The organism is Paenibacillus sp. LPE1-1-1.1 (assembly GCF_040676435.1).
Classification (GTDB): domain Bacteria; phylum Bacillota; class Bacilli; order Paenibacillales; family Paenibacillaceae; genus Pristimantibacillus.
Window position 1 is genome coordinate 417,742 of the sequence record NZ_JBEGHY010000012.1, and the last position, 24,939, is coordinate 442,680.

18 protein-coding genes are annotated in these 24,939 nt (G+C 48.7%); 11 read left to right on the forward strand and 7 right to left on the reverse strand.

The genetic code is table 11. The features are described from left to right. Positions 1–13 precede the first annotated feature (13 nt). A complete protein-coding gene (locus MRBLPE1_RS12535) occupies positions 14–898 on the reverse strand; it encodes an AraC family transcriptional regulator (protein ID WP_364145718.1) in 885 nt (294 codons plus the stop codon). A gap of 218 nt (positions 899–1,116) precedes the next feature. Between MRBLPE1_RS12535 and MRBLPE1_RS12540 the strand changes: the two genes are divergently transcribed. From MRBLPE1_RS12540 to MRBLPE1_RS12570, 7 genes are all read left to right on the forward strand, one after another. Further along, positions 1,117–3,816, forward strand: coding sequence for a glycoside hydrolase family 78 protein (locus tag MRBLPE1_RS12540; protein WP_364145720.1), 2,700 nt, complete (start codon positions 1,117–1,119; stop codon positions 3,814–3,816). A gap of 266 nt (positions 3,817–4,082) precedes the next feature. Then, positions 4,083–4,448 (forward strand): ArsR/SmtB family transcription factor, encoded by a 366-nt coding sequence (locus MRBLPE1_RS12545; protein WP_364145722.1) that lies wholly within the window; start codon positions 4,083–4,085, stop codon positions 4,446–4,448. Between the two features lie 253 nt (positions 4,449–4,701). Next, a complete protein-coding gene (locus MRBLPE1_RS12550; RefSeq protein WP_364145723.1) occupies positions 4,702–5,721 on the forward strand; it encodes a LacI family DNA-binding transcriptional regulator in 1,020 nt (339 codons plus the stop codon). A 69-nt stretch (positions 5,722–5,790) separates the two neighbouring features. Next, the gene (locus MRBLPE1_RS12555; protein ID WP_364147252.1) at positions 5,791–6,375 is read left to right on the forward strand and encodes a glycerol-3-phosphate responsive antiterminator; all 585 of its coding nucleotides are present in this window, start codon (positions 5,791–5,793) and stop codon (positions 6,373–6,375) included. A 2-nt stretch (positions 6,376–6,377) separates the two neighbouring features. Further along, entirely contained in the window at positions 6,378–7,868 is a 1,491-nt protein-coding gene (glpK, locus tag MRBLPE1_RS12560) for a glycerol kinase GlpK (protein WP_364145725.1), read from the forward strand. Between the two features lie 186 nt (positions 7,869–8,054). Beyond that, positions 8,055–9,740, forward strand: a complete 1,686-nt coding sequence (locus MRBLPE1_RS12565) for a glycerol-3-phosphate dehydrogenase/oxidase (RefSeq protein WP_364145726.1) — start codon at positions 8,055–8,057, stop codon at positions 9,738–9,740. A 247-nt stretch (positions 9,741–9,987) separates the two neighbouring features. Continuing rightward, positions 9,988–11,124 carry a cation diffusion facilitator family transporter gene (locus tag MRBLPE1_RS12570; protein WP_364145728.1) on the forward strand — a complete coding sequence of 379 codons (1,137 nt, stop codon included), beginning with the start codon at positions 9,988–9,990 and terminating at the stop codon, positions 11,122–11,124. 102 nt (positions 11,125–11,226) lie between these two features. On the opposite strand, the gene MRBLPE1_RS12575 is transcribed toward MRBLPE1_RS12570, so the two are convergent. Beyond that, entirely contained in the window at positions 11,227–12,348 is a 1,122-nt protein-coding gene (locus MRBLPE1_RS12575) for an ABC transporter permease (RefSeq protein WP_364145730.1), read from the reverse strand. After that, positions 12,349–13,278, reverse strand: a complete 930-nt coding sequence (locus tag MRBLPE1_RS12580) for an ABC transporter ATP-binding protein (RefSeq protein ID WP_364145732.1) — start codon at positions 13,276–13,278, stop codon at positions 12,349–12,351. It lies immediately after the preceding gene. An 824-nt stretch (positions 13,279–14,102) separates the two neighbouring features. Here MRBLPE1_RS12580 and MRBLPE1_RS12585 point away from each other — a divergent pair. The 3 genes from MRBLPE1_RS12585 (at position 14,103) to MRBLPE1_RS12595 (ending at position 17,071) form a co-directional block, all read left to right on the forward strand. Continuing rightward, positions 14,103–14,513: an SF0329 family protein gene (locus MRBLPE1_RS12585; RefSeq protein ID WP_364145734.1), complete on the forward strand. Its 411-nt coding sequence runs from the start codon at positions 14,103–14,105 to the stop codon at positions 14,511–14,513. Positions 14,514–14,966: 453 nt separating this feature from the next. Beyond that, positions 14,967–16,415, forward strand: coding sequence for a GMC family oxidoreductase (locus MRBLPE1_RS12590; protein ID WP_364145736.1), 1,449 nt, complete (start codon positions 14,967–14,969; stop codon positions 16,413–16,415). An 11-nt stretch (positions 16,416–16,426) separates the two neighbouring features. Beyond that, on the forward strand, positions 16,427–17,071 hold the full coding sequence (locus MRBLPE1_RS12595; protein WP_364145738.1) for a ThuA domain-containing protein: 645 nt from the start codon (positions 16,427–16,429) through the stop codon (positions 17,069–17,071). Positions 17,072–17,081: 10 nt separating this feature from the next. On the opposite strand, the gene MRBLPE1_RS12600 is transcribed toward MRBLPE1_RS12595, so the two are convergent. The 3 genes from MRBLPE1_RS12600 to MRBLPE1_RS12610 all read right to left on the reverse strand — a co-directional run bounded on the left by MRBLPE1_RS12600 (position 17,082) and on the right by MRBLPE1_RS12610 (position 20,963). Further along, positions 17,082–17,987, reverse strand: coding sequence for a HupE/UreJ family protein (locus MRBLPE1_RS12600; protein ID WP_364145739.1), 906 nt, complete (start codon positions 17,985–17,987; stop codon positions 17,082–17,084). Positions 17,988–18,257: 270 nt separating this feature from the next. Then, positions 18,258–19,733 carry a phosphoesterase gene (locus tag MRBLPE1_RS12605; RefSeq protein ID WP_364145741.1) on the reverse strand — a complete coding sequence of 492 codons (1,476 nt, stop codon included), beginning with the start codon at positions 19,731–19,733 and terminating at the stop codon, positions 18,258–18,260. A gap of 168 nt (positions 19,734–19,901) precedes the next feature. Beyond that, positions 19,902–20,963 carry an S-layer homology domain-containing protein gene (locus tag MRBLPE1_RS12610; RefSeq protein WP_364145743.1) on the reverse strand — a complete coding sequence of 354 codons (1,062 nt, stop codon included), beginning with the start codon at positions 20,961–20,963 and terminating at the stop codon, positions 19,902–19,904. Positions 20,964–21,122: 159 nt separating this feature from the next. Here MRBLPE1_RS12610 and MRBLPE1_RS12615 point away from each other — a divergent pair, with 159 nt between their 5' ends. Continuing rightward, on the forward strand, positions 21,123–21,794 hold the full coding sequence (locus tag MRBLPE1_RS12615) for a hypothetical protein (protein WP_364145745.1): 672 nt from the start codon (positions 21,123–21,125) through the stop codon (positions 21,792–21,794). Between the two features lie 112 nt (positions 21,795–21,906). Here the strand turns inward: MRBLPE1_RS12615 and MRBLPE1_RS12620 are convergent, their stop codons facing one another. Beyond that, a complete protein-coding gene (locus tag MRBLPE1_RS12620) occupies positions 21,907–24,570 on the reverse strand; it encodes a collagen-like triple helix repeat-containing protein (protein ID WP_364145747.1) in 2,664 nt (887 codons plus the stop codon). Positions 24,571–24,939: the final 369 nt, after the last annotated feature.

A 24,939-nucleotide genomic window follows, 5' to 3' on the forward strand; every position in this document is an offset into this window, starting at 1 on the left:
ATAGAACCTCCTATCAAATCAGCATGCCGGCAAGCCTTGTTTCCTTGCGGTAAACGCTGGGCGTCATGCCCGTGCATCTTTTGAATAAGGCGTTAAAAGAATGAATGTCCTTATAGCCGACCATCTCGGCGATGGCGCTGATTTTGAGCGAAGAGCCGCGAAGCAGCTCTTGGCTTTTTTGAATGCGTACATTTTGCAGGTAGCGGTAAAAGCTTTGCTTCGTATGCTGCAGAAAGAGACGCTGCAGATGGCGCTCGCTCCAGCCGCTTGCCTCAGCGAGCTTAGCAAGCGTCAGCTCCTGATCGTAATGCTGCTCGAGGTCGTTCAGCAGCATATGGAAAGCCGTCTGCGGCGCAGCCTGTGCCGGGCTGCCATGCTCCATCGAGCGCTGAAGCGTAACGAGCAGCTGCAGCAGCAGGGAATGCAGATAATCCGATGAGCCGGTCCGCGGGAGCTCATATTCGCGGTGCATCGCCCGGAACAGCTTCTCGAATTCATCATTCGTATCCATGCAGGAATAATAGGCGCAATGCCCGTTCTCCATATCGTTCATAAGCTGCACGATACGGTAATCCGAAGCGAATGCACTAAGCTTATGCAGCAGCAGCGGAGAAAAGACGCAGTTGAGCACGCTCAAAGGGCTGCTCTTTTTGCTTACGGAAAGCGGTCGGAACACATGCGAAATACCGATGGGAATAAAAAATACCTGCCCTTTATTCACCTTATGCACTTGATCCCCGATGTGATGATATCCCGTTCCTTCCGCAATATACACGCATTCGAGAAAATCGTGGTCATGATAGGGACTCATAATGCTTTCGACGGCGCGATTGATATACAGCAGCTGGTTCTTTTGAAAAAAGTGCTCGCCGCGGTACGTTTCGACGGGATGGTTCATGCTGCGCACTCCCTATGGGAAAATTTTCTGTTACCTGCGAAAATGTCCGGATTGCCTCATGCTTTTGTCCATTTTGCCAGTAAATAATAAAATCAGCTTTCTTATAATTATAGAGGAAAGGCATGCGGCAAGGAAGGCGAACACTCGAAATATCACGCGGGCACAAGCTGGAAGCAATAAAGTGAAAGAGCATAAACGAACTATAGGAGGAATAGAGCATGTTCGAGATTACAGGGCTGCGCTGCGAGTATCAGGAAAATCCGATAGGAATCGGTGTAGCAAGACCAAGGATCAGTTGGAGACTGCAATCGGGCGAGCGCGGGGTAAGCCAGACCGCCTATGAAATCGAGATTGCCGGCGATGCGGAATTTGCTTCCGTCATTTGGCAATCAGGACGGACGGATTCCGATCAATCGGTGCTTGTGGAGCTGGAGGCCTTTCTTGCGGAATCATGTAAGCGTTATTACTACCGCGTTCGGGCTTGGAATCAAAAGGGGGAGCAGTCACCGTGGTCGGAGACGGCCTTTTGTGAAATGGGAGTGCTCAGCCCGGAAGAATGGTCGGCGGAATGGATTGCCGCGCCGCTTGCACTGCTGCCTGTCGAAGCCGAGCCCTCTCCGCTGCTAAGAAAAAGCTTCAAGCTTGCAGGCACGGTGAAAGAAGCGCGGCTGTATGCGACGGCACTGGGGCTATATGAGCTGGAGCTTAATGGACGGCGGGTGGGCGACAGCTATTTCACGCCCGGCTGGACGAGTTACAACCATACTTTGCAGACGCAGACGTATGATGTGACAGCGCTGCTAAAGGCAGGAGAAAACGCGGTAGGTGCTTGGCTTGGCAATGGATGGTACAAAGGGGATTTGGCTTGGAGCAATCAGCGCTGCTTATATGGCAATCAATTAGCGCTGCTGCTGCAGCTTCGGATCATCTATACCGACGGCACGGAGGAGCTGATCGTTTCGGATGACAGCTGGTCGGCGGCCGTCAGTCCGGTTCAGCTTTCGGAGATTTATCACGGAGAAACCTACGATGCGCGCCTTGAGCGGAAGGGCTGGAGTACGGCCGCTTATGATGAAGAGAACGGGGAAGGCTGGCAGCCTGCCGTTGTGATCGAGCACGGGAAGGAGATGCTGAGGCCGCAGATCAATGAGCCCGTGCGCAAGCAGGAGCGCATAAAGCCGATTGCCCTATTCACCACTCCGAAGGGGGAGCGTGTGCTTGATTTTGGCCAAAACATGGTCGGCTGGGTTCAATTCGAGGTACAGGGATCGGCAGGTACGGAGGTAACGCTGCTGCACGCCGAGGTTCTGGATAATGAGGGCAATTTCTACACCGAAAATTTGCGGGCGGCGAAGCAGAGTATACGCTACGTATTGAAGGGCGGAGAACGTGAAACATTCGAACCGCGGTTTACCTTCCAAGGCTTCCGTTACGTGCAGCTGCTAGGGTTCCCGGAGGAACTGGAGCTGGAGGATTTTACAGGCGTCGTGCTGCATTCGGATATGGAGGAAACCGGACATTTTGCATGCTCGGAGCCGCTCGTCAACCAGCTTCAGCACAATATCAAATGGGGCTTAAAGGGTAACTTCCTCGACGTGCCGACTGATTGCCCGCAGCGGGATGAGCGTCTGGGCTGGACGGGCGACGCGCAAATGTTCATTCAGACGGCTGCTTATTTAACGAACGTTGCCCCCTTTTTCACCAAGTGGCTGCGCGATTTGGAGTCGGATCAAGGCGAGGATGGCAGCATTCCCTTCGTTGTTCCGGATGTATTGAAAGGACAGGAGCACTCCTCGGCGGCTTGGGGCGACGCGGCGGTTATTTGTCCTTGGACCCTTTATGTTTGTTATGGGGACAAACGGATTTTGGAACAGCAATATGACAGTATGACGGCATGGGTTTCGTATATTCGGCAGCAGGGAGAAAACGAGTTTTTGTGGAATACGGGCTTTCACTTTGGCGACTGGCTGGGGCTCGATGCCAAATCCGGCGATTACGTAGGCGCAACGGACCGCGATTTCATTGCGACGGCTTTTTATGCGTACTCGGTATCGCTGGTCCGGAAGACGGCGGCGATCCTGAATAAATCAGAGGACGAGGCGGAATATCAACAGCTTTACGATCAGATCGTAGCCGCATTCCGCGAGGAATTCGTAACGGCATCGGGAAGGCTTGCCGTTCCGACGCAAACGGCTCAAGTGCTCGCGCTGATGTTCGGTTTGCTGGATGAGGCTGCCGAGAAACGGGCCATCTTGAAGCTGTCGGAGCTGCTGAAGCAAAATGATTTCCACCTGACGACCGGCTTTGTGGGCACGCCTTATTTAAACCATGTGCTCAGCGCTTACGGCCAGAACGAGGCAGCTTATAAACTGCTGCTGCAGCAGACCTACCCGTCCTGGCTTTACCCGGTGACGAAGGGCGCAACGACCATTTGGGAGCATTGGGACGGCATCAAGGAGGACGGAAGCTTCTGGAGCAAGGATATGAACTCGTTCAATCACTATGCGTACGGCGCCATTGGCGACTGGATGTACCGCACGGCAGCGGGCATTCAAACGGTAGAGGAGGCACCGGGCTACAAGCGGATCGTCATTGCGCCGCAGCCAGGCGAGGGATTGACATGGGCCGAAGGCAGCATGGAAACCTTATACGGAACCGTCCGTTCCAAATGGAGCAAAACAGATAACGGTGCCTTTACGCTGGATGTGACCATCCCGCCGAATACGACTGCGCATATTCGGCTGCCGGATACATCGGCGGAATCCGAGGTTACCGAGTGCGGCGCCGCGCTCAGGGAGGCAGCGGGAATCATTGCTGTACATGCCAAGGCGGATGGCCTGGCGATAGAAGCCGGTTCAGGCAGCTACCGGTTTGCATGGCAGGGAATTCTGGCCAGCTCTAGCGTAGCTCTTGTATAGAGCTGGCGTAGCTCGGCCAGCTCTCTCTAGCATAGTTCTTGTTAAGCTCTAGCATAACTCAAGCAGAGCACTTGTAACTCTAGCATAACTCTAGCAGAGCACTTGTAACTCTAGCAGAGCTATAGTATTGCTCTAGCTGAGATCTGGCCGAGATCTGACTCAGATCCGGCCTAGCTCGGCATAGCCAAGCAGCGCAGCAGGTTCTCCCCCTTCCGCTAAAACATGTTATAATGTGGTTTAGGACAAATAGGGTTGGTGGGATGAAAATGGATAATCACGTTGCCGCGGCATGCGATGATTCATGCGCAGGCTCGGAGGTAAACATAGAGAACATAAAAAGCAAATTGATTCCGGAGTCAACCGCTGCCCAGCTGGCAGATCTGTTCAAGGCGCTGGGCGATCCGACGCGGGTGAAGATGATTCATGCGCTCGTCCAGTCGGAGCTCTGCGTTCACGACCTGACCGAGGTGCTCTCCATGGGCCAATCCGCGGTTTCCCATCAGCTGCGGCTGCTGCGGAACATGCGTATCGTAAAGCGGAGAAAGGTCGGAAAGACGGTATTTTACTCGCTTGACGACGATCATGTGGAACAAATCTTTTTGCTGACGCTCCAGCATTTAAAGCATGAATAATAGATTCCGGCAAGGCTGCTCTTCAGGTTAATCACCTAAGGGCAGCTTTTTTTTAGGGGGAAATAGGGGTTCATTTAAATGCTGGAGTAAAATTCTATTTATTTTTAGTAAAAAAATAGTATAATTTTACTCACCCCCTTCCGTTCTATTGTCATGGAACAAGAAATCTGGCATATTGAAAGTAACGAGGGCGCTGAAGCTGCGCTTTGGCTCTTGCATAGCGCAGCCGCTGCTAGCAGGAAGGAACGGGAATATGGCTACGATTAAAGATATCGCACAAAAAGCAAAGGTGTCGATCGCAACCGTATCAAGGGTGCTTAACTATGATCCGGGCATATCGGTCGCGGATGACACGCGCAAACGCATATTTGAAATCGCACAGGATATGAATTACAAGACGCTGCGCCAACGTAACGGCATAGCGGTCAAAGACCGCTACCGGGTTGGGCTCGTCAATTGGTATTCCGATCAGGAAGAAATGCTTGATCCGTATTATTTGGCGATCCGGCTCGGAATCGAGCGGGAATGCTTTCAGCGGCAAATGGATCTGGTTAAGCTGTACGTACAGGGAGAATCGGTCGGAAAGGACTGGACGGGCGACTCGTTTGACGGCATGATCGCGATCGGACGCTTCGAGAAGGAGGACCTGGACCGTTTTCCCGAAGGTTTTGAAAATATCGTGTTCGTCGATTCGTCTCCTGACGATAACCGTTTTGATTCGGTCGTCATCGATTTGCGGAAGTCCGTTTCGGAAGTTATTGATTACCTCCTTGGACTCGGACATACGTCGATCGGCTATGTAGGCGGACATAACTTCGTGAACAATAAGCGCGTACGCGATGAGCGCGAACTGGTTTTCACGGAGCGGCTTTCCGCTGAGGGGCTGTTCAATGCCGAGCTGATTTTTACGGGCGATCATTTATATTCCGAAGAAGGCTATAAGCTGATGAAAAAAGCGATAGCCGAAAAAAAACTGCCAACGGCATTTTTTATCGAAAATGATTCGATGGCGGTCGGTGCGCTCCGGGCGCTTCATGAAGCGAAGCTGCGGGTACCGCATGATATTTCGATTGTGGGCTACAACGATATTGCGATCTCGGCCTTTTTGCAGCCGCCGCTCACGACGGTAAAGGTCCATATGGAGCATATGGGCGAGACGGCGGTCGAGCTTCTGGCGGATCGATTGGCTGCGAAGCGGGAAATCGCGAAGAAGATTGTCCTGCCGACGAGGCTGCAAGAGCGCGAGAGCAGCGGCAAACCATTGCAGCGGTAATGTAATGCAATACGGACTAACATAAGACGAACGTAAGTAGGAATGATTCGGAGGTGGCAGGCTTTGTCATTGTTGCTGAACGGACAAAATGTACTGCCGGCGGTTCATAAGCTGAAGGATGTGGAGGCTGTTCTTGCCTCCCCTTTTTCATATATGGTGCTGCTGGGCGGGCATTTGGGACAACTGAAAAATATCGTCGACCTGGCAAACCAGCATGGGAAAAAGGTGCTGCTGCACGCAGACCTGATCGACGGCTTGAAAAACGATGAATATGCGGCCGAGTTTCTTTGCCAATCCATACGTCCCGCAGGCATTATCTCTACACGCTCAAGCGTGATCGGACGTACGAAGCAGAATGGACTTATTGCGATACAAAGGCTCTTTCTGATCGATTCGGATGCGTTAGAGCGAAGCTACACGGTGCTCGACAAGAATCGCCCCGATTTCATTGAGGTGCTGCCGGGCGTTATACCGGATATTATAAGCGAGGTTAAGGAGCGGAGCGGCATTCCGATCATTGCGGGAGGCCTGATCCGGACACAGGCGCATGTCAAGCAGGCACTTGAAGCAGGGGCTTCGGCGATAACGACATCGCGTAAGGAGCTGTGGAGGCCCGCGGAGTATAGCAGAAATGAAATGACGAAGGAGGAATAAGAATGGAAACCTATATGCTTTCGCTTGACCAAGGAACAACAAGCACAAGGGCGCTGCTCGTGGATCGAAGCGGAGCGATCGTCAATATGGCACGCGAGGATCTTCCGCTTCATTACCCTCATGCGGGATGGGTCGAGGCGGACGCTCTGTTTATATGGGAATCGACCAAAAAAGTCATTGCCGAGGTTATGGCCAAAACAGGCATAACCGCCGATCAAATAGCAGGAATCGGTATTACGAATCAACGGGAAACGACGGTGATTTGGGATAAAGAAACGGGCCAGCCGGTATATAACGCCATCGTATGGCAATCCCGTCAAACGGCAGGCATCAGCGACAGGCTCAAGCAAGAAGGCTATGAGCAGGTTTTCCATGAGAAGACCGGTCTGCTGATCGATGCTTATTTTTCAGGCACGAAGGTGAATTGGCTGCTCGAGCAGGTCGAGGGGGCGCGCGAACGCGCCGAGAAAGGCGAACTGTTATTCGGCACGATTGATACCTGGCTCATATGGAACCTAACGGGCAGGGCGGTGCATGTAACGGATGTCTCCAATGCGGCCCGAACGCTAATGTTTAACATCCATGAGCGGCGCTGGGATGACGAGCTTCTTCAAATATTGCAGGTTCCAAAAGCGATGCTGCCGGAGGTGCGGTCCTCTTCCGAAATTTATGGCCAACTGGATGAGCAGCTGTTTGGCTGCTGCATTCCGGTGGCCGGCGCGGCTGGCGATCAGCAGGCGGCGTTATTCGGCCAAAATGCTTATGAAGAAGGAAGCACGAAAAACACATACGGGACCGGCTGTTTTATGCTTATGAATACAGGCACTAAAGCGATTGTATCCGAGAAAGGACTGCTTACAACGATTGCGTGGGAAGTAGACGGCAAGCTCGAGTATGCGCTTGAAGGCAGCGTATTTGTCGCCGGGGCTGCCATTCAATGGCTTCGCGACGGCTTAGAGCTTATCGAATCGGCTTCCGAAACGGAAGGGATTGCAGAGCAGGTCGAATCGGCGGATGGCGTTTACGTCGTTCCTGCATTCGTTGGCTTAGGTACGCCTTATTGGAACAGCGATGTCCGTGGAGCCGTATTCGGCTTGACGCGGGGAACGTCGAAGGCGCATTTTGTCCGCGCGGTTTTGGAATCATTGGCTTACCAGACCAAGGATGTCCTCTCCGTAATGGAGGAGGAATCAGGCTTGCCTCTGCAGTCGCTGTCCGTGGACGGCGGAGCGGTTAATAATAATTTACTCATGCAATTCCAAAGCGATCTTCTCGGCGTGCCGGTAGAACGTCCCGTTATCAATGAATCCACGGCGCTTGGCGCCGCTTATTTGGCCGGGCTTGCGGTTGGCTTCTGGAAAAACCGCCGGGAGCTGGCGGAGCTGAGGCAGGTCGACAAAGTGTTTACTCCAGCGATGGAGGACGGGCAGCGTGATGCTTTATACGCCGGCTGGCATCGCGCGGTTAAAGCGGCCATGGCTTTTGCGCAATAATTATGCTATACTAACCCCAAGTTAATAACGGTTGGAGATCAGGAGAAACCACGAAGACCGCTTCCATACCCCTTTTAGGGGCAGGGAAGCGGTTTGAGTGGTTTTTTTGTTTATATTGATTTATTCGTGAGTAGCCGGGAGCATCTGGCAGAACACTAACTACAATAGAACCGGGAGGAAACAAGAATGAAGAACGACCATAAAAAAGAGAACTTTGCCGCGCAGAGCCGGGAGCAGGTGCTGGCGGAAATGCAGCAATCGCATATCGATGTTTTAGTTATAGGCGGCGGGATCACGGGAGCAGGCATCGCGCTTGATGCTGCGGCCCGCGGGATGAAGGTTGCGCTGGTGGAAATGCAGGATTTTGCGGCGGGGACATCGAGCCGTTCAACGAAGCTTGTTCACGGCGGCCTGCGTTATTTGAAGCAGCTGGAAATTGGCGTAGTGGCGGAGGTTGGTAAGGAACGGGCAATCGTATACGAGAACGGGCCGCATGTGACGACGCCGGAATGGATGCTGCTTCCGCTTTATAAAGGCGGTACCTTTGGCAAATTCTCGACATCGATTGGTTTGCGCGTATATGATTTCTTGGCAGGAGTAAAAAGAAAAGAACGCCGCATGATGCTCAGCGCAGCCGATACGCTCGCGAAAGAGCCGCTTTTGAAGCGTGAAGGCTTGAAAGGCGGCGGCTATTATGTGGAATACCGCACGGACGATGCGCGGCTGACGATAGAAGTGATGAAAAAAGCGGTAGAAACAGGGGCTTTGTCGGTCAATTATGCGAAGGTGGAGACGCTGCGGTACGGCAAGGACAATAAAATAACGGGCGCGTTGGTTAAAGACACTATCAGCGGTAAATCCTATGAGCTTAAGGCGACAAAAATTATTAATGCAACCGGTCCTTGGGTAGATGATATCCGCGAAATGGACGGCTCCAAAAAAGGCAAAACGCTACGCCTGACAAAGGGCGTTCACCTTGTTTTTGATAAGAGCAGATTTCCTTTGCGGCAAGCTGTTTACTTTGATACGCCGGATGGACGCATGGTGTTCGCGATTCCCCGTGCAGGGAAAACTTATTTCGGTACGACCGATACCAACTATAAAGGGAATGCGGTTAATCCCGTCATGACGCTGGAGGACCGCACCTACCTGCTTAAGGCGGTAAATTTCATGTTTCCCGAGCTGAAGCTGGCTGAAGCCGATGTGGAATCTAGCTGGGCAGGACTTCGTCCCCTTATCCAGCAGGAAGGGAAGTCCCCTTCGGAAATATCCCGCCGGGATGAAATATTCGTATCGGAATCGGGTCTGATCTCTATTGCGGGAGGCAAGCTGACGGGCTATCGCAAAATGGCGGAGACGGTTGTCGAAAAGGTCGTCGAGCTGCTGGGACAGGAAGGCAGCCAAGCTCATTTTGCTAAAAGCGAAACCAAAACGATTCCGATGTCCGGCGGTGATCTAGGCGGTTCAAGCGGTTATGAGCCGTTTGTGCAGAAAAAAACAGCCGAAGGCGCTCGTTATGGATTTACGAAGGAAGAGTCGGCTTATCTTGCGGAGCACTATGGTTCGAATGTCGATCAGCTCTTCTCGTTGTCGCAGAGTACGGCGGAATGGGCGGCTGCTTTTGAGCTTCCGTTGGTGCTGGCGGTTCAGCTGCGCTACTCTCTGGAAGCGGAAATGACGGTGAAACCCGTAGACTTCTTTATTCGCCGTACCGGCGATTTGTTCTTCCGGATCGGATACGTGAAGCAGTGGAAGGAAGCGGTTATTGCCGCAATGGCGGATCGTCTCGGCTGGAGCGGAGAGCAGCGTGCTGCTTATACGGCGGAGCTCGAGGAAAAGCTGACAGAGGCCGTTGAGCCGCTGCGCAGCTAGTTGGCTAATCATACGAAGTTTTAAATCATAGCGAAAAAAGAGCGGAGGCGCAGAAATGCGTCTCTTTTTGTATGGCTCTGCCGGATTAATAAGCAAGTATGCAAAAGGAGTTGCAACAAGGTTATATTTTACATATAATACATATGAGCATATGTTCATATGTTATTTTAGGAAAATAATTGTTATGAAATGACCAATGGAGAAGCAGACTAAAAAACGTCTGTCGTAACAGAGCGGGGGAAACGGTATGAGCAAGCCTTATGATGACAAATTCGAGCACAGCTTGCGGAAAGCTGCTGGCGGCGGGGAAACCGAGCAGCATACGCATGAGCATGCGCACGGCGACGCAGCATGCGGGCATTCGCATGAAGGCAGCAGGCATGACCATAAGCATGAAGACGTAAAGACGGCAGCCGCAAAGGAAAGCAAGCATAGCCATGGGGGCCACTCGCATAGCGGTCATCACCACGGACACCATCATGGTCATTCGCATGGCCATCATGGGCACTCGCATGCACCGAATAATAAAGCGGGATTGCTGATCGCTTTGGTCATTACGGCGGGCATCATGGTGCTGGAGTTTGCCGGAGGATTAATAACTAATTCATTAGCGCTCTTATCCGATTCGGGACATATGCTTAGCGATACTGCGGCGCTTGCGTTAAGCTTGGCGGCCATGTGGTTTGCGGTGCGCCCGAGATCATCCAGCCGTACCTACGGCTTTCACCGCTTCGAGATTTTGGCGGCGCTGCTGAATGGCATTACGCTGTTTGTGATTGCAGCCTTTATTATTGTAGAGGCCTTCGAACGATTCGCGGAACCGCCGACCGTGGCAAGCGGGACGATGATGATTATAGCCGGAGTTGGCCTGCTCGCCAATCTTGCAAGCGCATGGTTTCTCATGCGGAAAGCGGATGTGAAGGACAATATAAACGTTCGAAGCGCCTATCTCCATGTGATTGGCGATGCAATTGGATCCGTGGGAGCAATTATAGCCGGCATACTGATGTCATTATTTTCATGGTACATTGCGGATCCCATCATCAGCGTTATCGTGGCGCTCCTTATTTTGAAAAGCGCATGGGGAATCATCAAATCAACCGTTCATATTCTGATGGAGGGGACCCCTGCGAATGTGAACGCGGACCGAGTCGAGGCGATGCTGCTGCGCATTCCGGGAGTCAAAGAGGTGCATGATCTCCATATATGGACGATCACCTCAGGGCTCGATGCCTTAAGCTGCCACCTCGTCGTAGAGGATTCCGTAGATTGCCAAAGAGTGCTTCAGGAAGCGATCGGGCAAATCGCGGCTGAGTTTCAGATCGAGCATACGACCATTCAAATCGAGAAATCGCAGCTGCTGCATCCGGAATTCAAGGTGTAACAGCGTAGACTTTTCGAAAATAGCCTCAAAAAACGGCAGGCCGCCGATGCTTATTCAAATAAGCATCGCGGCCTGCTGTTTTTTTCATGGTTCAAAAACTGGTTACTGAATATCGGAAGCGGATTTCGCTTTGTACACCTGCGAGCCCACCAAGAAAGAAACAACGCCCCACAGTACCATAACCCCTATACCAATCCAGAATGTGCTTGAGGCAACACCTGCATTATAGATAAGACCGTCACGCATGCCTTCGACGAAATAGGTGAGGGGCAGCATTTGGGTGACCGGCTGCAGCCAGGTTGGAAGAGTTTCAAGCGGGAAGAAAACGCCGCTTAGAAACATCATCAGCATACTGGCAATGTTGGACATCCCCATATAAGCCTCGATTGATTTGCTGAACGAGGAGAAGAGATAGCCCATTGCGTTAAACACCAATCCGCCTGCAATGAAGGCGATGACTAAAGTGAGCACATTGATATGGAGGTTAGCGCCAAAGCCGAAAACGCCAATCAGCGTGAGGATAATGATTTGAATGATTCCTAGAATAAGCTTAACGAGCATGCCCGATAACCCGTATAGCCCCATTTTGGCTGGCGTCATGCGCAGCCTCTTCATTAAGCCGTTGCGTCGCATCTCGACAAGGCCAACCATGCCGAACAGGCCGCCCTGAGCAACGGATAAACCAATCATTCCCGTAAGCAGGAAGTCCGCGTAATTCAAATCTTCAGCGCCGGAGGAAACCGAGGTCCTCGTTAAGCTGTACGTAGGAGCTGCATTGGCCACCGTCCAATTCGTCTGTTGAATAAATTGATCCAATATGCCCGCGACGGCTTGGGTCGTTGCGCTTTGCTCATCGGCTTTGTTTACGACAAGCTGTATGGTTGTAGAGCTGTCCGTTTCGGGAAGAATGATGAGAGCGGCGATATCTTGGTTTTCAATAAGCTCATTGCCGGCTTCCTTGGTAACCGGCTGCTCTTCCGCGAATTCAAGCACCGGGATTTGCTGCAGCTGCTCCAGCAGCATCGCCGAGGCTGCATTTGGCTGCGAATCGACTATGGCAATTTTTGCCTTGAAGCTGTCGCTCGAGCCGCCGCCGAAAATAACCATAAATAAAACCATCAAGATAACGGGGAAGAAGATATTCCAAAACCAAACCTGTTTCTCGCGAATCATCATTTTAATTTGTGCGGCGAACATTTTGGAAAATTGCTTAGCGTTGTTCATCTAATCCCTCCACTCCTTTCCGGTGAAGGCAATAAATACGTCCTCCAGGCTCATTTCGCGAATGGAAATTTGCTCGACGCGGTAACCGCGGTCCTTGGTAAAGCCGAACAGTTCATACAAGGTTTCTTCCGGCTGTGTCGTCCACAGCTGGAGCGCGTCGCCTTCGCGGCTTGTTCTGACGACTGCGGGCTGGAGCTGCGCAATTTTTTCCGTTTCCATTGCGGCCTCCGCACCGTCGAGAAAGGTGAGCCTAACCTCGCGTTCCTTCGTAAGGCGGTCAATCAAGGCAGCCGGTGTGTCCAGCGTAACGATTTTCCCTTGGTCAACGATACAGACGCGGTCGCTCAGCTTTTCGGCTTCTTCCATGTAATGCGTTGTTAAAATGGTCGTTTTGCCGAGTGCTTTCAGCTTGAGCACGATGTCCCAAATATTTCGTCTGGCCTGCGGATCCAGCCCCGTGGTCGGTTCATCCAGAAAAATAATAACCGGGTCGTTAATCATCGCGAGCCCGATGGCAAGCCGCTGTTTTTGGCCGCCTGAGAGCTTCTTGACCTGTTTGTGCCGTTGATCAGTGAGATTAATCATCTCAAGAACCTCTGCAGCCGGTTTGCATTTCGGATAAAAGGTAGCGAACAAATCTAAATTTTCTTCTACCGTGAGTAGGTCGAATAAGGCGCTGGACTGCGGCTGAACGCCGATGGATATTTTAATTTGGTCATTATGCTGACCCCAATTTAATGCGCCGAACTCGATTTGGCCTGCATCAGGAGTCTGAAGCCCCTCGATCATTTCAAGCGTAGTCGTTTTGCCGGCACCGTTCGGGCCGATAATCGTAAAAACCTCGCCGGCTTCCACCGTGAAGCTGATATCGGCAACGGCGCTGACGGCTCCGAAGCTTTTTTGCAAATTCCGCACCTCTAACACGGACATTGTGTAACCTCCTTAAGTTTTGTGAAGCAAAACTGACTTCGAAAGCATAAGCTTAGTTTTGTGAAGCAAAACTGACTTCGAAAGCATAAGCTTAGTTTTGTAAAGCAAAACTGGAATCAAATGTAAGGGTATCTTCGACTGTTGGAAGTTCCGGTTTGTCGCTCGGTTACCGTAATTTTAACCGTATCCATTTTATGAGAGTAGGGTCCTCAGCATGCTTTTGAACTCCGTCTGGAGGAGGAGGGGAATTATTGTCTGGTTTAAGATCAAACAAGGTAGTTAGCTGCCTCGGAGACAATAGTAGATCAACAGGTGATTTAGTGACGTGGTGAGTGCTGCCTGGTGCTCACTGAATGAAAAGACTTTTATTGTTAGCTTGTCTGCTGAAAAGTCACATTAACGGGAAAATCTCCTGTTCATTCGTTTGAAGCAGGCAAAGTAACCATATTAACTGGATTTTATCCCTTTAATTTCGGCTTTTCCTCCCGTTATAGGGGTAATCAACAGAATTAACAGGAGAAAATCCAGTTAATCGAAGCAATCAAACCGTCTCAGCAAATATAACAGGAGTTTTTCCCGTTAAATTATCCAAAAGGCGCACAAAGAGTGAAATTAACCCACGGTCCAGCTAGGATCGTCTGCCTTTTCTTATAGCTCCATAATGGAAAATATGAAATTACTTTTAAACATCTTACTCTTTTTGTTTCTTTTGTGAAGCCTATAATAAGTGTGAGATCAGGAATAGGAAGAATCACGGTCATACTCGATGAGGAGGAAATGCAGGATGATGATAGAACCGCGCTCTTGGAGTGAGGTGAAAATACTTGCAGTGGAATAAATTAAAAAAACAACTTGATTCCAGAGTATCCCACTCATTAAAAAGGCGGGTTGTATTTCACAGTACCAGTTATAGAGGGACACATGATCAGGTAGGAAAAGCGTGGATTACTTTCGATAATGAAATGATTCAAGATTTTTGTACTATAAATAGAGAAAATAAACGTATTACTCTTGCTACAGGTATCCATAATCAATATGAATTTTATTATGCTGTGGAAGAGTATCTTGGCCTTTCCATAAATGAAGCCTTAGCGTCAACGAATCCTATTATAAGAGCTTTATCAATATTAGATAGGAGATTGGGAAAACGAAGATTGATCAGCATACGTGACGATCATCCCATCGTTAATAAATTACTAATAATAAGGATTCTTGTTGAGTATCTCGAACCCTAAGAGATAAATTTATCCTAACGGGGAAAATCAGCCCGAGCCATTTTAAAAAAGCCATCCTTAAACAGGATGACTTTTCCGGGAGAGATGATATTCCGATTTACTCAGCAGGTAGGACTTATGTCTTTCACACAAACAAGAGTTAAATAGATTTAGATAATAATTAAACCAGCAATCATGCCATAGATATCGAATATTTACCCTGATATTCATGCTTTTCCCTCCTAAGATTAATCACCTCTGGCTGGCTGCGCACTTACATCTATCTATACTCTTCGAGAGCAATTGCGAATTTTAGTCTGTTACAAGAAGCTTGAGCTAAACATTAAATCGGATAAATTCGATTTTAGAAACGAAAAGTAAAGAATATATTCTTATCGTTTAGCATATGGTTTGTTTAGGTTATAAGCCCATTATCTTATTGAAGGCTGGATTGAGGCTGAAGGGGGATGGAGCATGAGCCTGAACGATTCACAGCGAAGCGACGCGGCATTTTACAATGAATGGATTCCGCTTACTCCTCTGGAGCAAATGGAGCAAACCGAATATGATGTCCTTATTGTCGGCTCTGGAGCGGGTGGCGGGGCCGTTCTCTCGCGGTTATGCCGGCACTTTGGGGCGAACGGAAAGAAAATCGGCATGGTCGAAAAGGGAGGTTTGCTGCTTCCTACTCATTTTTACAATATTGCTACCTATTCGCTCCCGCGCTTTAAACGATACTTTGATCAGGTCTCCGCTCCCGTAAAACAAACCCTCTTCAGAGAGCTGTTCGCCTTAGGAGGCAGAACGCTTGCGTGGCAGCTGGTGGCTCCGCGAATGCCGGCATCAGAAACCGTGGGCTGGCCTGTCCCTGCTAAGGAGCTGGCTTATTATTATTCCGTCGCCGAGAGGGCAATGAGCGTTTCCTCATCATACCAATCCGGCTCTTACTATACCTCTATTTTATTGGACCGTCTTCATGCCTTCGGGTTTCCGGAGGCGGTTTCTATGCCTATCGCCGTTGACCGAGAATCAACCAAATACGGGCAGTTATTCTCCAATGCCGCTTTTAGTTCCATCATCCCTCTTGCCGAGGCGTTAAACAGCAGGCCGTATGATCTGGCGGTTAACGCGAATGCCGTGGAAATTTTGACCGAAGGAAAGCGGGTTGCAGGCGTAAGAGTAATGTCACCCGATAAGAAATCCTATACGTTAAAAGCGAAAAAGGTGGTCTTATCGGCGAGTACGTTCCAGAGCCCACGCCTTTTGTTAGCCTCCGGCATACCAGGGCAAGCCATTGGCCATTACCTTACTACGCATTCCCTGCTTGGATTGACGGGTTATTTCGACCGGAGGCAATTTCCCGAAGTGCTCGGAGCACTCGGTATTTTGCTGCCGGGCGGGGGCGGCCGTCCTTATCAGGTGATGATCGGCGGTCCGCCGGAGGAATTCAACGCCTATCAACAGTATCTCGTTAAACCGCTGCAGGAGGAATTAAGAGTCGTTGCAGGAGCTTTTGGCGAAGTGGAATCACGTTACGAGAATCAGGTATCGCTGGACAAAACGGAAAAGGACGAGTTCGGCGTACCGGACATTCGGGTGGATTTTTCCTATAGCGAGAAGGATAGGGACGTTATCCGGCAAATGAGGCTAGGGGCCGGGCAGCTGTTCGCGGCTATGCATGCAAATAGGGTCGAGCAAACGGAAGGGCCTTTAATCGAGGCGATTCATGACGGGGGAACCTGCAGGATGGGGTTTGATCCCGCTGTTTCTGTGACGAATCCATATGGTGAGGTGCACGGAGTCTCCGGATTGTTTGTTGCGGATAATAGCGTTATTCCGACGAGCGGAACCGCAAATCCTACGTTAACCACCGTAGCGCTGGCGATACGTACGGCTGATTATATTATCCAAAGCCAAAGGTAAGGGGGCAATCCATGGCAAAGAAAAAAGCGCTCATTGTCTCGGGCGGCTATGAGCCGCATCAGCCTCAGGAGATAGGGGCGCTGCTATCGGGGTTATTGTTATCCGAAGGTTTCGAAGTGGAACAGCATACAAGCTGGGATGTCATGGACGATAAAGAAAAGATTGACCGGCTAGACCTAATCATCCCGAACTATACGGAAGGCACGATTACTAAGAACCAGCTTGATAACTTCCTGCACGCTGTCTCTAGCGGTACGGGCGTCGCCGGCTTGCATGGCGGAATGGGCTACGCTTTTCCATGCGAGCAGCGCTACCAACTAATGGTTGGCGGCGTTTTTGCCGCGCATCCCAATTATCATTTTACGGTGAGGATCATGGATAGAAATCACTTCATCACCCGAAACTTGCCCGATTTCACTTTAACGACCGAGCATTATTTTATGCTGATCGATCCTTCTATTTGCGTGCTGGCGACTTCGTATTACGAATGTATTTCTCCGGAAGTATGGCGGCCTGTCATGATGCCGGTCGTATGGATCAAGAACTACGGCAAGGGACGCGTTTTTTACAATGCAATCGGTCATACGGCAGATATCGTCAAGCTGCCGGAAGTGTTGACGATGATGCAAAGGGGAATGCTGTGGGCTGCAAGGTGACTTCGCCTGATTAGAACGCTCTTTGAACAAACCATATAAATCCAAAAAGCAGCACTATAATAGATACACTCGGCATGAACCAATTATTAAGGCTGACCAGGCGTTTACTTAAAAAGAGAAAAAGCGGGAAAACCAAAGATACTATAAGGATCTGCCCGAATTCAATTCCAAGGTTAAAAAACAAAAGTGAGACAGCTAAATGGCTTCCGCCTAAATGCAGTTCCGACAAAATTCCCGCAAACCCAAAGCCATGAATTAATCCAAAGGCGAAGGCAATCCAAGGAGCGTGTTTGGATTCGGGTTGGAAGATATTTTTGAGCGCGACATAAATAATACTTAACGCGATTGCGGATTCAATTAGCCTCCCTGGCAATTGAACGATATTTAAGGTCGCGAGGGCAAGCGTGATGCTGTGGGCAATCGTAAAGGATGTAACAAGGTAAAAGATATGACGGATCGTTTTGGCACCAATAAGTAAACTAATAACGAATAAGATATGATCATAACCCGTGAAGATATGTTTTAATCCTAACGAAAGAAATTGTTTCGCTTGGGTAAGAAAGCTCATCTCTCCCAGATTCAATTCCCTAACTTCATAGGTGAAAATAAACTCCTGCTGCTGTCCCCCCATTTGAACCTTGGCCATGTTCGCGTGGCTCGGATCACTGTCTTCAAAAAAAACGTTGTAATCCACAATTAATATTTCAGGTTGTTTACTAACGGAGTAGGAAAGCATGATATCCGTAAATGGCCGGTTATTTACCATTGTCACCTTCGCTTGGCTGACCGTTCCTTCAATGGGATGGCTATCTGTGTATACGAGCAAATGAGTGCCTAAATATTGCTCGAGCGGGGCCTTATTTTGAGAGATGATTTTATTTAATTCTTCAAGGTTCTCTATTTTCTGTTCATCCACTTCGAAACCAAGTGCATGGCTTAGTTCAATGAAATCGAGTTGGAGCCGGTAAATAATCCTTTGGTCTTGAACATCTATCGTAGAATAGCCCTCGCTGTTATTGCTATGTGCGCTCACAGCAGGCGACGCGTTTACGAGAACAAGGCCTAGCAATAAAAATAACCATGTAAACTTCAATGCTGCGACACATCCTTTTTATTCGTTTAAAATGAAAGGACGGGGAGCGTATGAACTGGACTCCCCGTCATTGAACGTAACATGGCGTTGAAGCTATTTCACATTCATGAAGATTGGATTGGAATAGAACCAAAGATCAGTCCACGGGTTTTCCCCTTTAGGATCAAGGCTTGGTTCAAGCTCACTGGTATTGGTTCCCCGAACTCGAAGATAGCTATCCTTGTCTACATCTTTTAATTTATAGGTGATTGTCACATACTCGTCTTTTTGCTTCCAATCGCTCTTGTCGAACCTAGCTACAACTTTCGTAGTTGGGTTTACGGCCGTTGAACGGTCTTCCGCTATTCCGGTTACGTCGCCCATGATAAGATCCACGCGGGTCACTTTCGGATTATCGCCATGGCTGTTTTTGGCGTTCGGGTCTTTGAAGGTTATGGTGACCGTCACATCGCTTTTGCCGCTCTTCTTGATCTCTAATGTTTCGCCGATGCTCGCGCGGTTGCCGCTTGCTTTCACATCTACATCCAATTCATTGACTAAACCGCCTGTCGTTACGAATACGCGGCCGTTTCTTAATCCATCCAGGATATCCGCGTGAGTATTCTCTGCTTTCACATAGGTTTTGGAATACTCCCCTGGCCAGAAGTCACTGCCGCCGTCACGCCAGTTTACATGGGAATCCGATGTAGACGTAATCCACCAATGTCTTCCTTCTCCGAGCATGGAATCCCAAAGACCGCCCACTTGAGCGCTCATCTGATCAAAACCGCCCATGGTTGCGAAGTTGCCATATCCGCCTCGGCTGCCATTCGGATCAATGGAGCCGTCTGGATTGACCGCTCCGGCCTGATGACCGGGTGCCCCCTCCATACCAACAGATACATTCGGTGCTGCATCGTTCCAATTTCGGAACTCTTGCGGAGTATCTTGGCCCCAAACGCTGGCGCCGCTGGCTGAGCGTGCCGGGTGGTTTGCAAAAAGAACGGGAGGCTCGGTTAAATTTTTCATGTAATTCAAGGCAGCGATCATATTGCTCTCCGTATCCCGGCCAGGATCAGAAGGAAAAGGATCGCGCTTATTAAATTTACTTTCGATATCATGAAGGACTTGTGATTCTTGATCGTTTTTTGGAATGATTAATGAACTGTGATCGGCCTGCGGAGTATCAAATTCCATGCCATAGAATAAAGTTAGGCCGGGTACGGCTTCACGTGCTTTAAGCACCTCGGGATAAGCCTGCTCTAAATTTACTTTCGAATGGTTCGGGCCGCCGTGGTCCGTGGAAACCATCCAATCGAGCCCGTATGACTCTGCCATTTGAGCATTTTTAGTAATCGGGTAAATGGCATCTCCTCCTTTGATAGCGGTTGGAGGATTCGTAGAATTGTCCCATCCTACACTCCATTCACTATGAACATGGTGATCGCCTGCGAGCCAAGAAATGTTCTTGGTAGATTTTGCTTCGACTGTAGGTGTTTTGAAGCCGTTGTTAAAACCCTGCGCAGATAATGCTGCTGTGGCTAGTACGGTTACCGCCAACATTGGCAAAGCCTTACGTTTCAATTTCAAAATCTCTCAACTCCTCTTGTTTTATGTTCGGTTTCTATGATAGCTAGGGTTTGTTATCTTAAATCATTTAATATGTTGTGATATTGTAAGCTTTGTAAAGCATTTATCGTGTGAATGAAAAAAAGGAGCATGAACATTTGCTGTTCACACTCCTTTTTATGCTATCTATTATTGCTGTTCATCTTGATAGTACATATAGACTTTCCAGCTGTCGTCGTTCATTTTCTTCAAATAATAAATGCCGTCGGTTGCCACGGTTTCTGTATTTGTTTCATTGTCTATCGTGGTTGTTGCCTTGTAGCTCCCGCCTGACGACTCTATTACGGCGAAACGATCCGCTTTTTGTACGACCTTAAGCTTTTGATCGCTGACTTTCTCCATTTCGACTTCATACCCTTGATCGATAAGCGCAAGCAGTTCTTCAGAAGATGAATGGCTTAACGCTAAATAATAACCCGTATAAAATTGTGCATACGCAGCATCGAATTGATCGTATGCTTTTTCTTTGAATATTTGATTTTCCTTCTCCTCTGAATCTAAAATAGCAGCAGTGAGCAGGCTGTCTTCGGGTATTTCGCTGTTCTGCAAATCCAACGCGCGCTGCAGCATGACTACGGCTTCTGACCGTTTGGCGTTGGAGAAAGGCTTAAATTCCGTAGTCGTCACTCCACGCACAATGCCGGCTTGGCTTGCCTGCGAAATGAATGGTTTAGCGTAATAATCCGGTACATCGGGATAGGTATCCATCTCTCCTTCAAAATTTATGGAGGAAGAAAAAGCTCTAACCACTAGAGCAGCAATTTCGCCGCGTTTAATAAGCTGGTTAGGCCCGAATTTCGTTTCGCTAATCCCATTAACGATACCGAGGGAGCTGGCAATCCGAACCGAATCGGCATACCATTTTCCTTGCTCGACATCCGTAAACGTTGTGCCAGGCGAATCGCTTGTCAAATCCAGTGCGCGGACAAGTATCGAAACAAACTCCGCACGGCTTATGGCGTTATTCGGCTTTAACGTTACCGTTCCTTCTTGATCCACATAACCCCGTAACAGATCTGCGTTCACAAAATTATCCAGCTCATAATAAGCCCAGTGTTCCTCTATGTCTGTCGGAAAGTACATTTCCAATGGTGATATTTCGGCCGCCTTTACTTGTGTGGAATAAAGGGGAGAAATCAGAAACAGGGATAGAAGGAAGAAGATTGAGCTGCGAAAATAAACATTTTTCATTTTGATGTTCCTCTCTTGGTTGAAGAAATTTCCTCTATGAGAATATCAAAATAAAATTGCTTATTCTAGTGGGAAAATATGGGGTAATACTACTATATAATTAGCATCTATGTATAATAGGTGTACTAAAAATTTCTTAGGCTGAAAAGGAGAAAAAGGATGCTTTATCTTATTATTGTTTTAGCATTGGCAGCAGCCGTAATCATGCTATATGGGGCGAAAACGCGCACTGCGCCTGTTTTGCAGTTTAGTGACATTCCCGACTATCCGCAGCCGTTTGGATACAAGTGTCAGTGGATGGCCGTGAAAACCGAAAATACGAAAGAAGTTGCAAAACATCTTAATCTTGCGAACATGCAGCCAGCAAACTGGTCGACAGGTATCGAAGGAGCGTATGAGGGAAAATTTTTCGTTAGCCCGCCAGTAAATGGATGGACAATCGTTGTTAATTCGTTCATGCCGGATATAACGGATAAAACGGAGCAGAACCCCTTAAAGGTTATTGTTGAATTAAGCAAGGTTTATGGTGAGGCCTGTTATTTTGGCACGCACAGAGTAGTTGAATATCATGCCTGGGCCAAAGCGTTGAACGGTGAAATAAGCAGAGCATACAGCTATGTGGGAGAAAGCGGAGAAACGTTAGTAAATCAGGGAGCTTTGACGGCCGAAGAGTTGGAACATGACCTCATATTTACAGAGCTTGAGGATGATGAGCTCATAACTCCGTATGAGGAAGATGTATTGTTGATTGCTAAAGAATGGACAACCGATCCGATGATGGGGCAAGCAAACTTGGAGCTTGGAGTAGGATTAGTTGGCGAAAAAGAATGACGCAGCAATCAATAGGCGGTAGTCCGGGGCGTGATTCATGCCCCAAACTAAGCCGTTTTTTATTGCTGAATGATATTCACAAATGTTTACTGTTTGCCTATCTAGGCCGTATTTAATTAACTGCTGCATTAATATTGACAGAAAGCGGAAATAAAAAGGTTACCGTACCATCCGGCGAATTCGTTGCCGTAACGATACCATAGTTTTTTACTAATACCGGAACCGTTGAAGCGATCGAAGATCCTGCTGTGCTTATAAGGGTTGCATTGATTAAACGCAGCACATTGGGCGGTTCGAGGCCATTAATTGTAATAACCGAAGCGGTGGCATCAAAGGTTCGATATAATCCTTTGAACGTATAGTCCGCGCTATTAGCATTAGGGAGGTTGTTCATGTTAATGACATCAATTTCTGACTCCGCCTCATCCGCGTATAATTGAACCCTGCCGGTGCTAGAGGTTCTAAGCGCGTTGCTTGATGTCTGAATAAAATCGATATCCGCGATGAGGCTTGCGTCATTCGAAAGGAGAATACCCGTTCCAGTAACAAGTCCCGTTCGGTTATCGATTCTGCCGCCCTTGACCCTTAAAGTACCTGCAGTCATCACAATCGCTGCCGCATCAATTAGGGTTACGCCGCCCACAATGGTAAATCTATCGAAGAACAAGTCCGAAATCGACGAAGAGCTATATTGAACACAAATACCGTCTATTCTCATTTCATTGACGTGTGCCTCTAGTACGGCTGAGTCTTGAACCGCTATTCCCGTATAATCGATGCCTCCTTGAATAAAATCACCAACAATTCTGGCGTTAACATTGCCGCTGAGCAAGATTATAATTCGTTCTGTATCAGGTTGAAAGGCGGACATTGCGACAAACGTAAGGGTCACATTGCCTGAACTAGCTTCTAACACACGCGTGCCCAGCTGGATCTGATTAATGCTGCCCGCAAAATTACCCCCTGTCACCACAATTCCTATAGAAGAGGGCGAAAAGGTGTTTAATATGTTTTCTCCTTCGATGTTGAGATTACCGTTTACGAGTTGGATCATCTGCGAGGAGAAGGAAGCATCCATTCGATTGAACCGAATGCTGGCATTCCCTGTTTCTTGAAGAATTAAGCTGGTTCCGGCAAATTCAGGGTTTGGATTAACCGTACTGGTTATAGCATCTATATAGCAGCGGAGGTTGGGATTTCCAGCCCCTGGAGCTAGATGAATACAAACGCCGAAAGCTGAGATAACGTTAACATTCGCATCGACTAAACCATCCGTAATAAGCAAGGCTGTCTTTAAACCGCTCCCATTATCATTTGTCGTGATACGGTCTCCGATCATGTTCAGAATTCCGCCGCTTTCCACCGTAATGAGCCCATTCACAGATCCGAAAATTTCCTGGAAATTAAGGAATAACTGACCGTTATTGGCTAAGCGGACTGCTGGAACCGTCGTTCCGTTTGTCGACATCTGCATCACAGTCAACTTATGGCTGCCTCCAGTCACATCAATACAGCCTGCTGAGCTAGTAAGAAGATCAACCTGTAATCTCATTTGCCCGCCTTGTAGATCAATGACAGGGTTAGCATTCTGGAAGGAGTTCATGACTTTGGCATGGATAATCGCCTCGCCATTTTGCATGAGGATACATCGGTCTTGACTAAAGATCCGATCGAACTCACCCGAGAAAATCGTATTCCCATTAATGAGGAGTGCCGGAGCTGCGGAATTAATAACGACCAATATATATGAAATCAAACTGACCATACTGCCGCCTTGGACGGATACCCCTTGTGAATTGCCTACCAAAGCGACAGTGAAACTAACAAAAGATCCATTAAAAAGTGGAGAGATATCAAAAACAAAACCAGAAGCGGTTTGAATGGTGCGCGCTCGCAAGGTGATGACCGTCGTCTGGGGCGGGGCGCTATTGGTTACAAATACTGCCCTGCCTCCGCTGCTGATCATGGTGGCTTCTAGATTGATAGAGAGCGGTTCTGTCCCCGTAAAAAGAATAAGGTCGTCTGTACCGTTGGTGTCATTCGTCATTTCAAAAGCATTCATAAACAGTGTTCCGCTCGACACCACGACGGCAGAACCACCGACAAAGCTGTTCGTGATGCTCTCCCTGACGTTAACCGTATAATTTCCGCCGCCAAGGAGATTGATCGTATGGCCTACCGTATCGCTCATGGACTCACATTCAAAGTGGATGGTACTTGCTCCAGAACTTCGAAGAATAGAGCTGCCTGCAGTGGTTGCTCCACTCGTTAGAAACTGCCCCTCACCAAGAACATCGAAGGCTATCGCAGCCCCCATATCATCAAAAAGATTGCCGACTGCAGTCACCACGGCTCCCTTTTCAAACACCCAGCTGATTCCGTCTTTGGCCAAGTTTGTCTCGGTATAAAATCCGGGTCGTACGACAATCGTAGTGTTTGAAGGAGCGGCGGCCACAGCCGCAGCAGCTGTTTGCCAAGGCTTTGTCTCATCGTCAAGCATAGCCGTTGCGTTATTTCCGTATACAGGGTCAACGAATGCGGTCTGATTCACTAGTAACTGAGAAGGCCCCGGAGAACCAGCCATACCTTGCGGACCGGCCGGACCTGGAATGCCCCTAGGTCCTCTCCGGCCTTGCGAGCCGGCTCGGCCTTTAGTGCCTCTAGCTCCTCCCTGATTGAAAGAAACTAGATTACCTATTACTTTCATTTGCAAATCTCTATGTTTTCTGCAAATGTCTGGCTTCTTTGCAAGCTTAAACTTTTTTTTCTCAGGCAAACTCCCGTTCCTCCTTGAATTCGGATTACTATTCTTTGAAAATTTATCATTGTACATTTTATGAGGATGAGCATGTTCTTGGAAATGCATATACCTATGAGTCTATTGTGGTATTTTTTGGTAACTATAAAAGACCAACCGATTCCGGCGGAGTATACAATTTCGTCATTTTCAATGAATTATCGGAATTGTGCATTCGGTGGAGGATGTATCAATTGAGCGGCTTCAGCGCTAGGGTTATGATGGCCGTGACTATAAGCAGAGGGGGCAGGAATGATGATGTAAAAGAGAAACATTTTGGCATGGAATAAGGGAATGACATTTGCTTGTTAAGGAACGAATTGCCAAACGATATTTTGAAAGCGATTA

Bases quoted from the DNA above. Each gene is read 5' to 3' on its own strand.
- MRBLPE1_RS12590 (WP_364145736.1), top strand. From the start codon at position 14,967: ATGAGCCTGAACGATTCACAGCGAAGCGACGCGGCATTTTACAATGAA.
- MRBLPE1_RS12535 (WP_364145718.1), bottom strand. From the start codon at position 898: ATGAACCATCCCGTCGAAACGTACCGCGGCGAGCACTTTTTTCAAAAG.
- MRBLPE1_RS12615 (WP_364145745.1), top strand. From the start codon at position 21,123: ATGCTTTATCTTATTATTGTTTTAGCATTGGCAGCAGCCGTAATCATG.
- MRBLPE1_RS12580 (WP_364145732.1), bottom strand. From the start codon at position 13,278: ATGTCCGTGTTAGAGGTGCGGAATTTGCAAAAAAGCTTCGGAGCCGTC.
- MRBLPE1_RS12575 (WP_364145730.1), bottom strand. From the start codon at position 12,348: ATGAACAACGCTAAGCAATTTTCCAAAATGTTCGCCGCACAAATTAAA.
- MRBLPE1_RS12595 (WP_364145738.1), top strand. From the start codon at position 16,427: ATGGCAAAGAAAAAAGCGCTCATTGTCTCGGGCGGCTATGAGCCGCAT.
- glpK (WP_364145725.1), top strand. From the start codon at position 6,378: ATGGAAACCTATATGCTTTCGCTTGACCAAGGAACAACAAGCACAAGG.
- MRBLPE1_RS12545 (WP_364145722.1), top strand. From the start codon at position 4,083: ATGGATAATCACGTTGCCGCGGCATGCGATGATTCATGCGCAGGCTCG.
- MRBLPE1_RS12570 (WP_364145728.1), top strand. From the start codon at position 9,988: ATGAGCAAGCCTTATGATGACAAATTCGAGCACAGCTTGCGGAAAGCT.
- MRBLPE1_RS12540 (WP_364145720.1), top strand. From the start codon at position 1,117: ATGTTCGAGATTACAGGGCTGCGCTGCGAGTATCAGGAAAATCCGATA.
- MRBLPE1_RS12550 (WP_364145723.1), top strand. From the start codon at position 4,702: ATGGCTACGATTAAAGATATCGCACAAAAAGCAAAGGTGTCGATCGCA.
- MRBLPE1_RS12565 (WP_364145726.1), top strand. From the start codon at position 8,055: ATGAAGAACGACCATAAAAAAGAGAACTTTGCCGCGCAGAGCCGGGAG.
- MRBLPE1_RS12610 (WP_364145743.1), bottom strand. From the start codon at position 20,963: ATGAAAAATGTTTATTTTCGCAGCTCAATCTTCTTCCTTCTATCCCTG.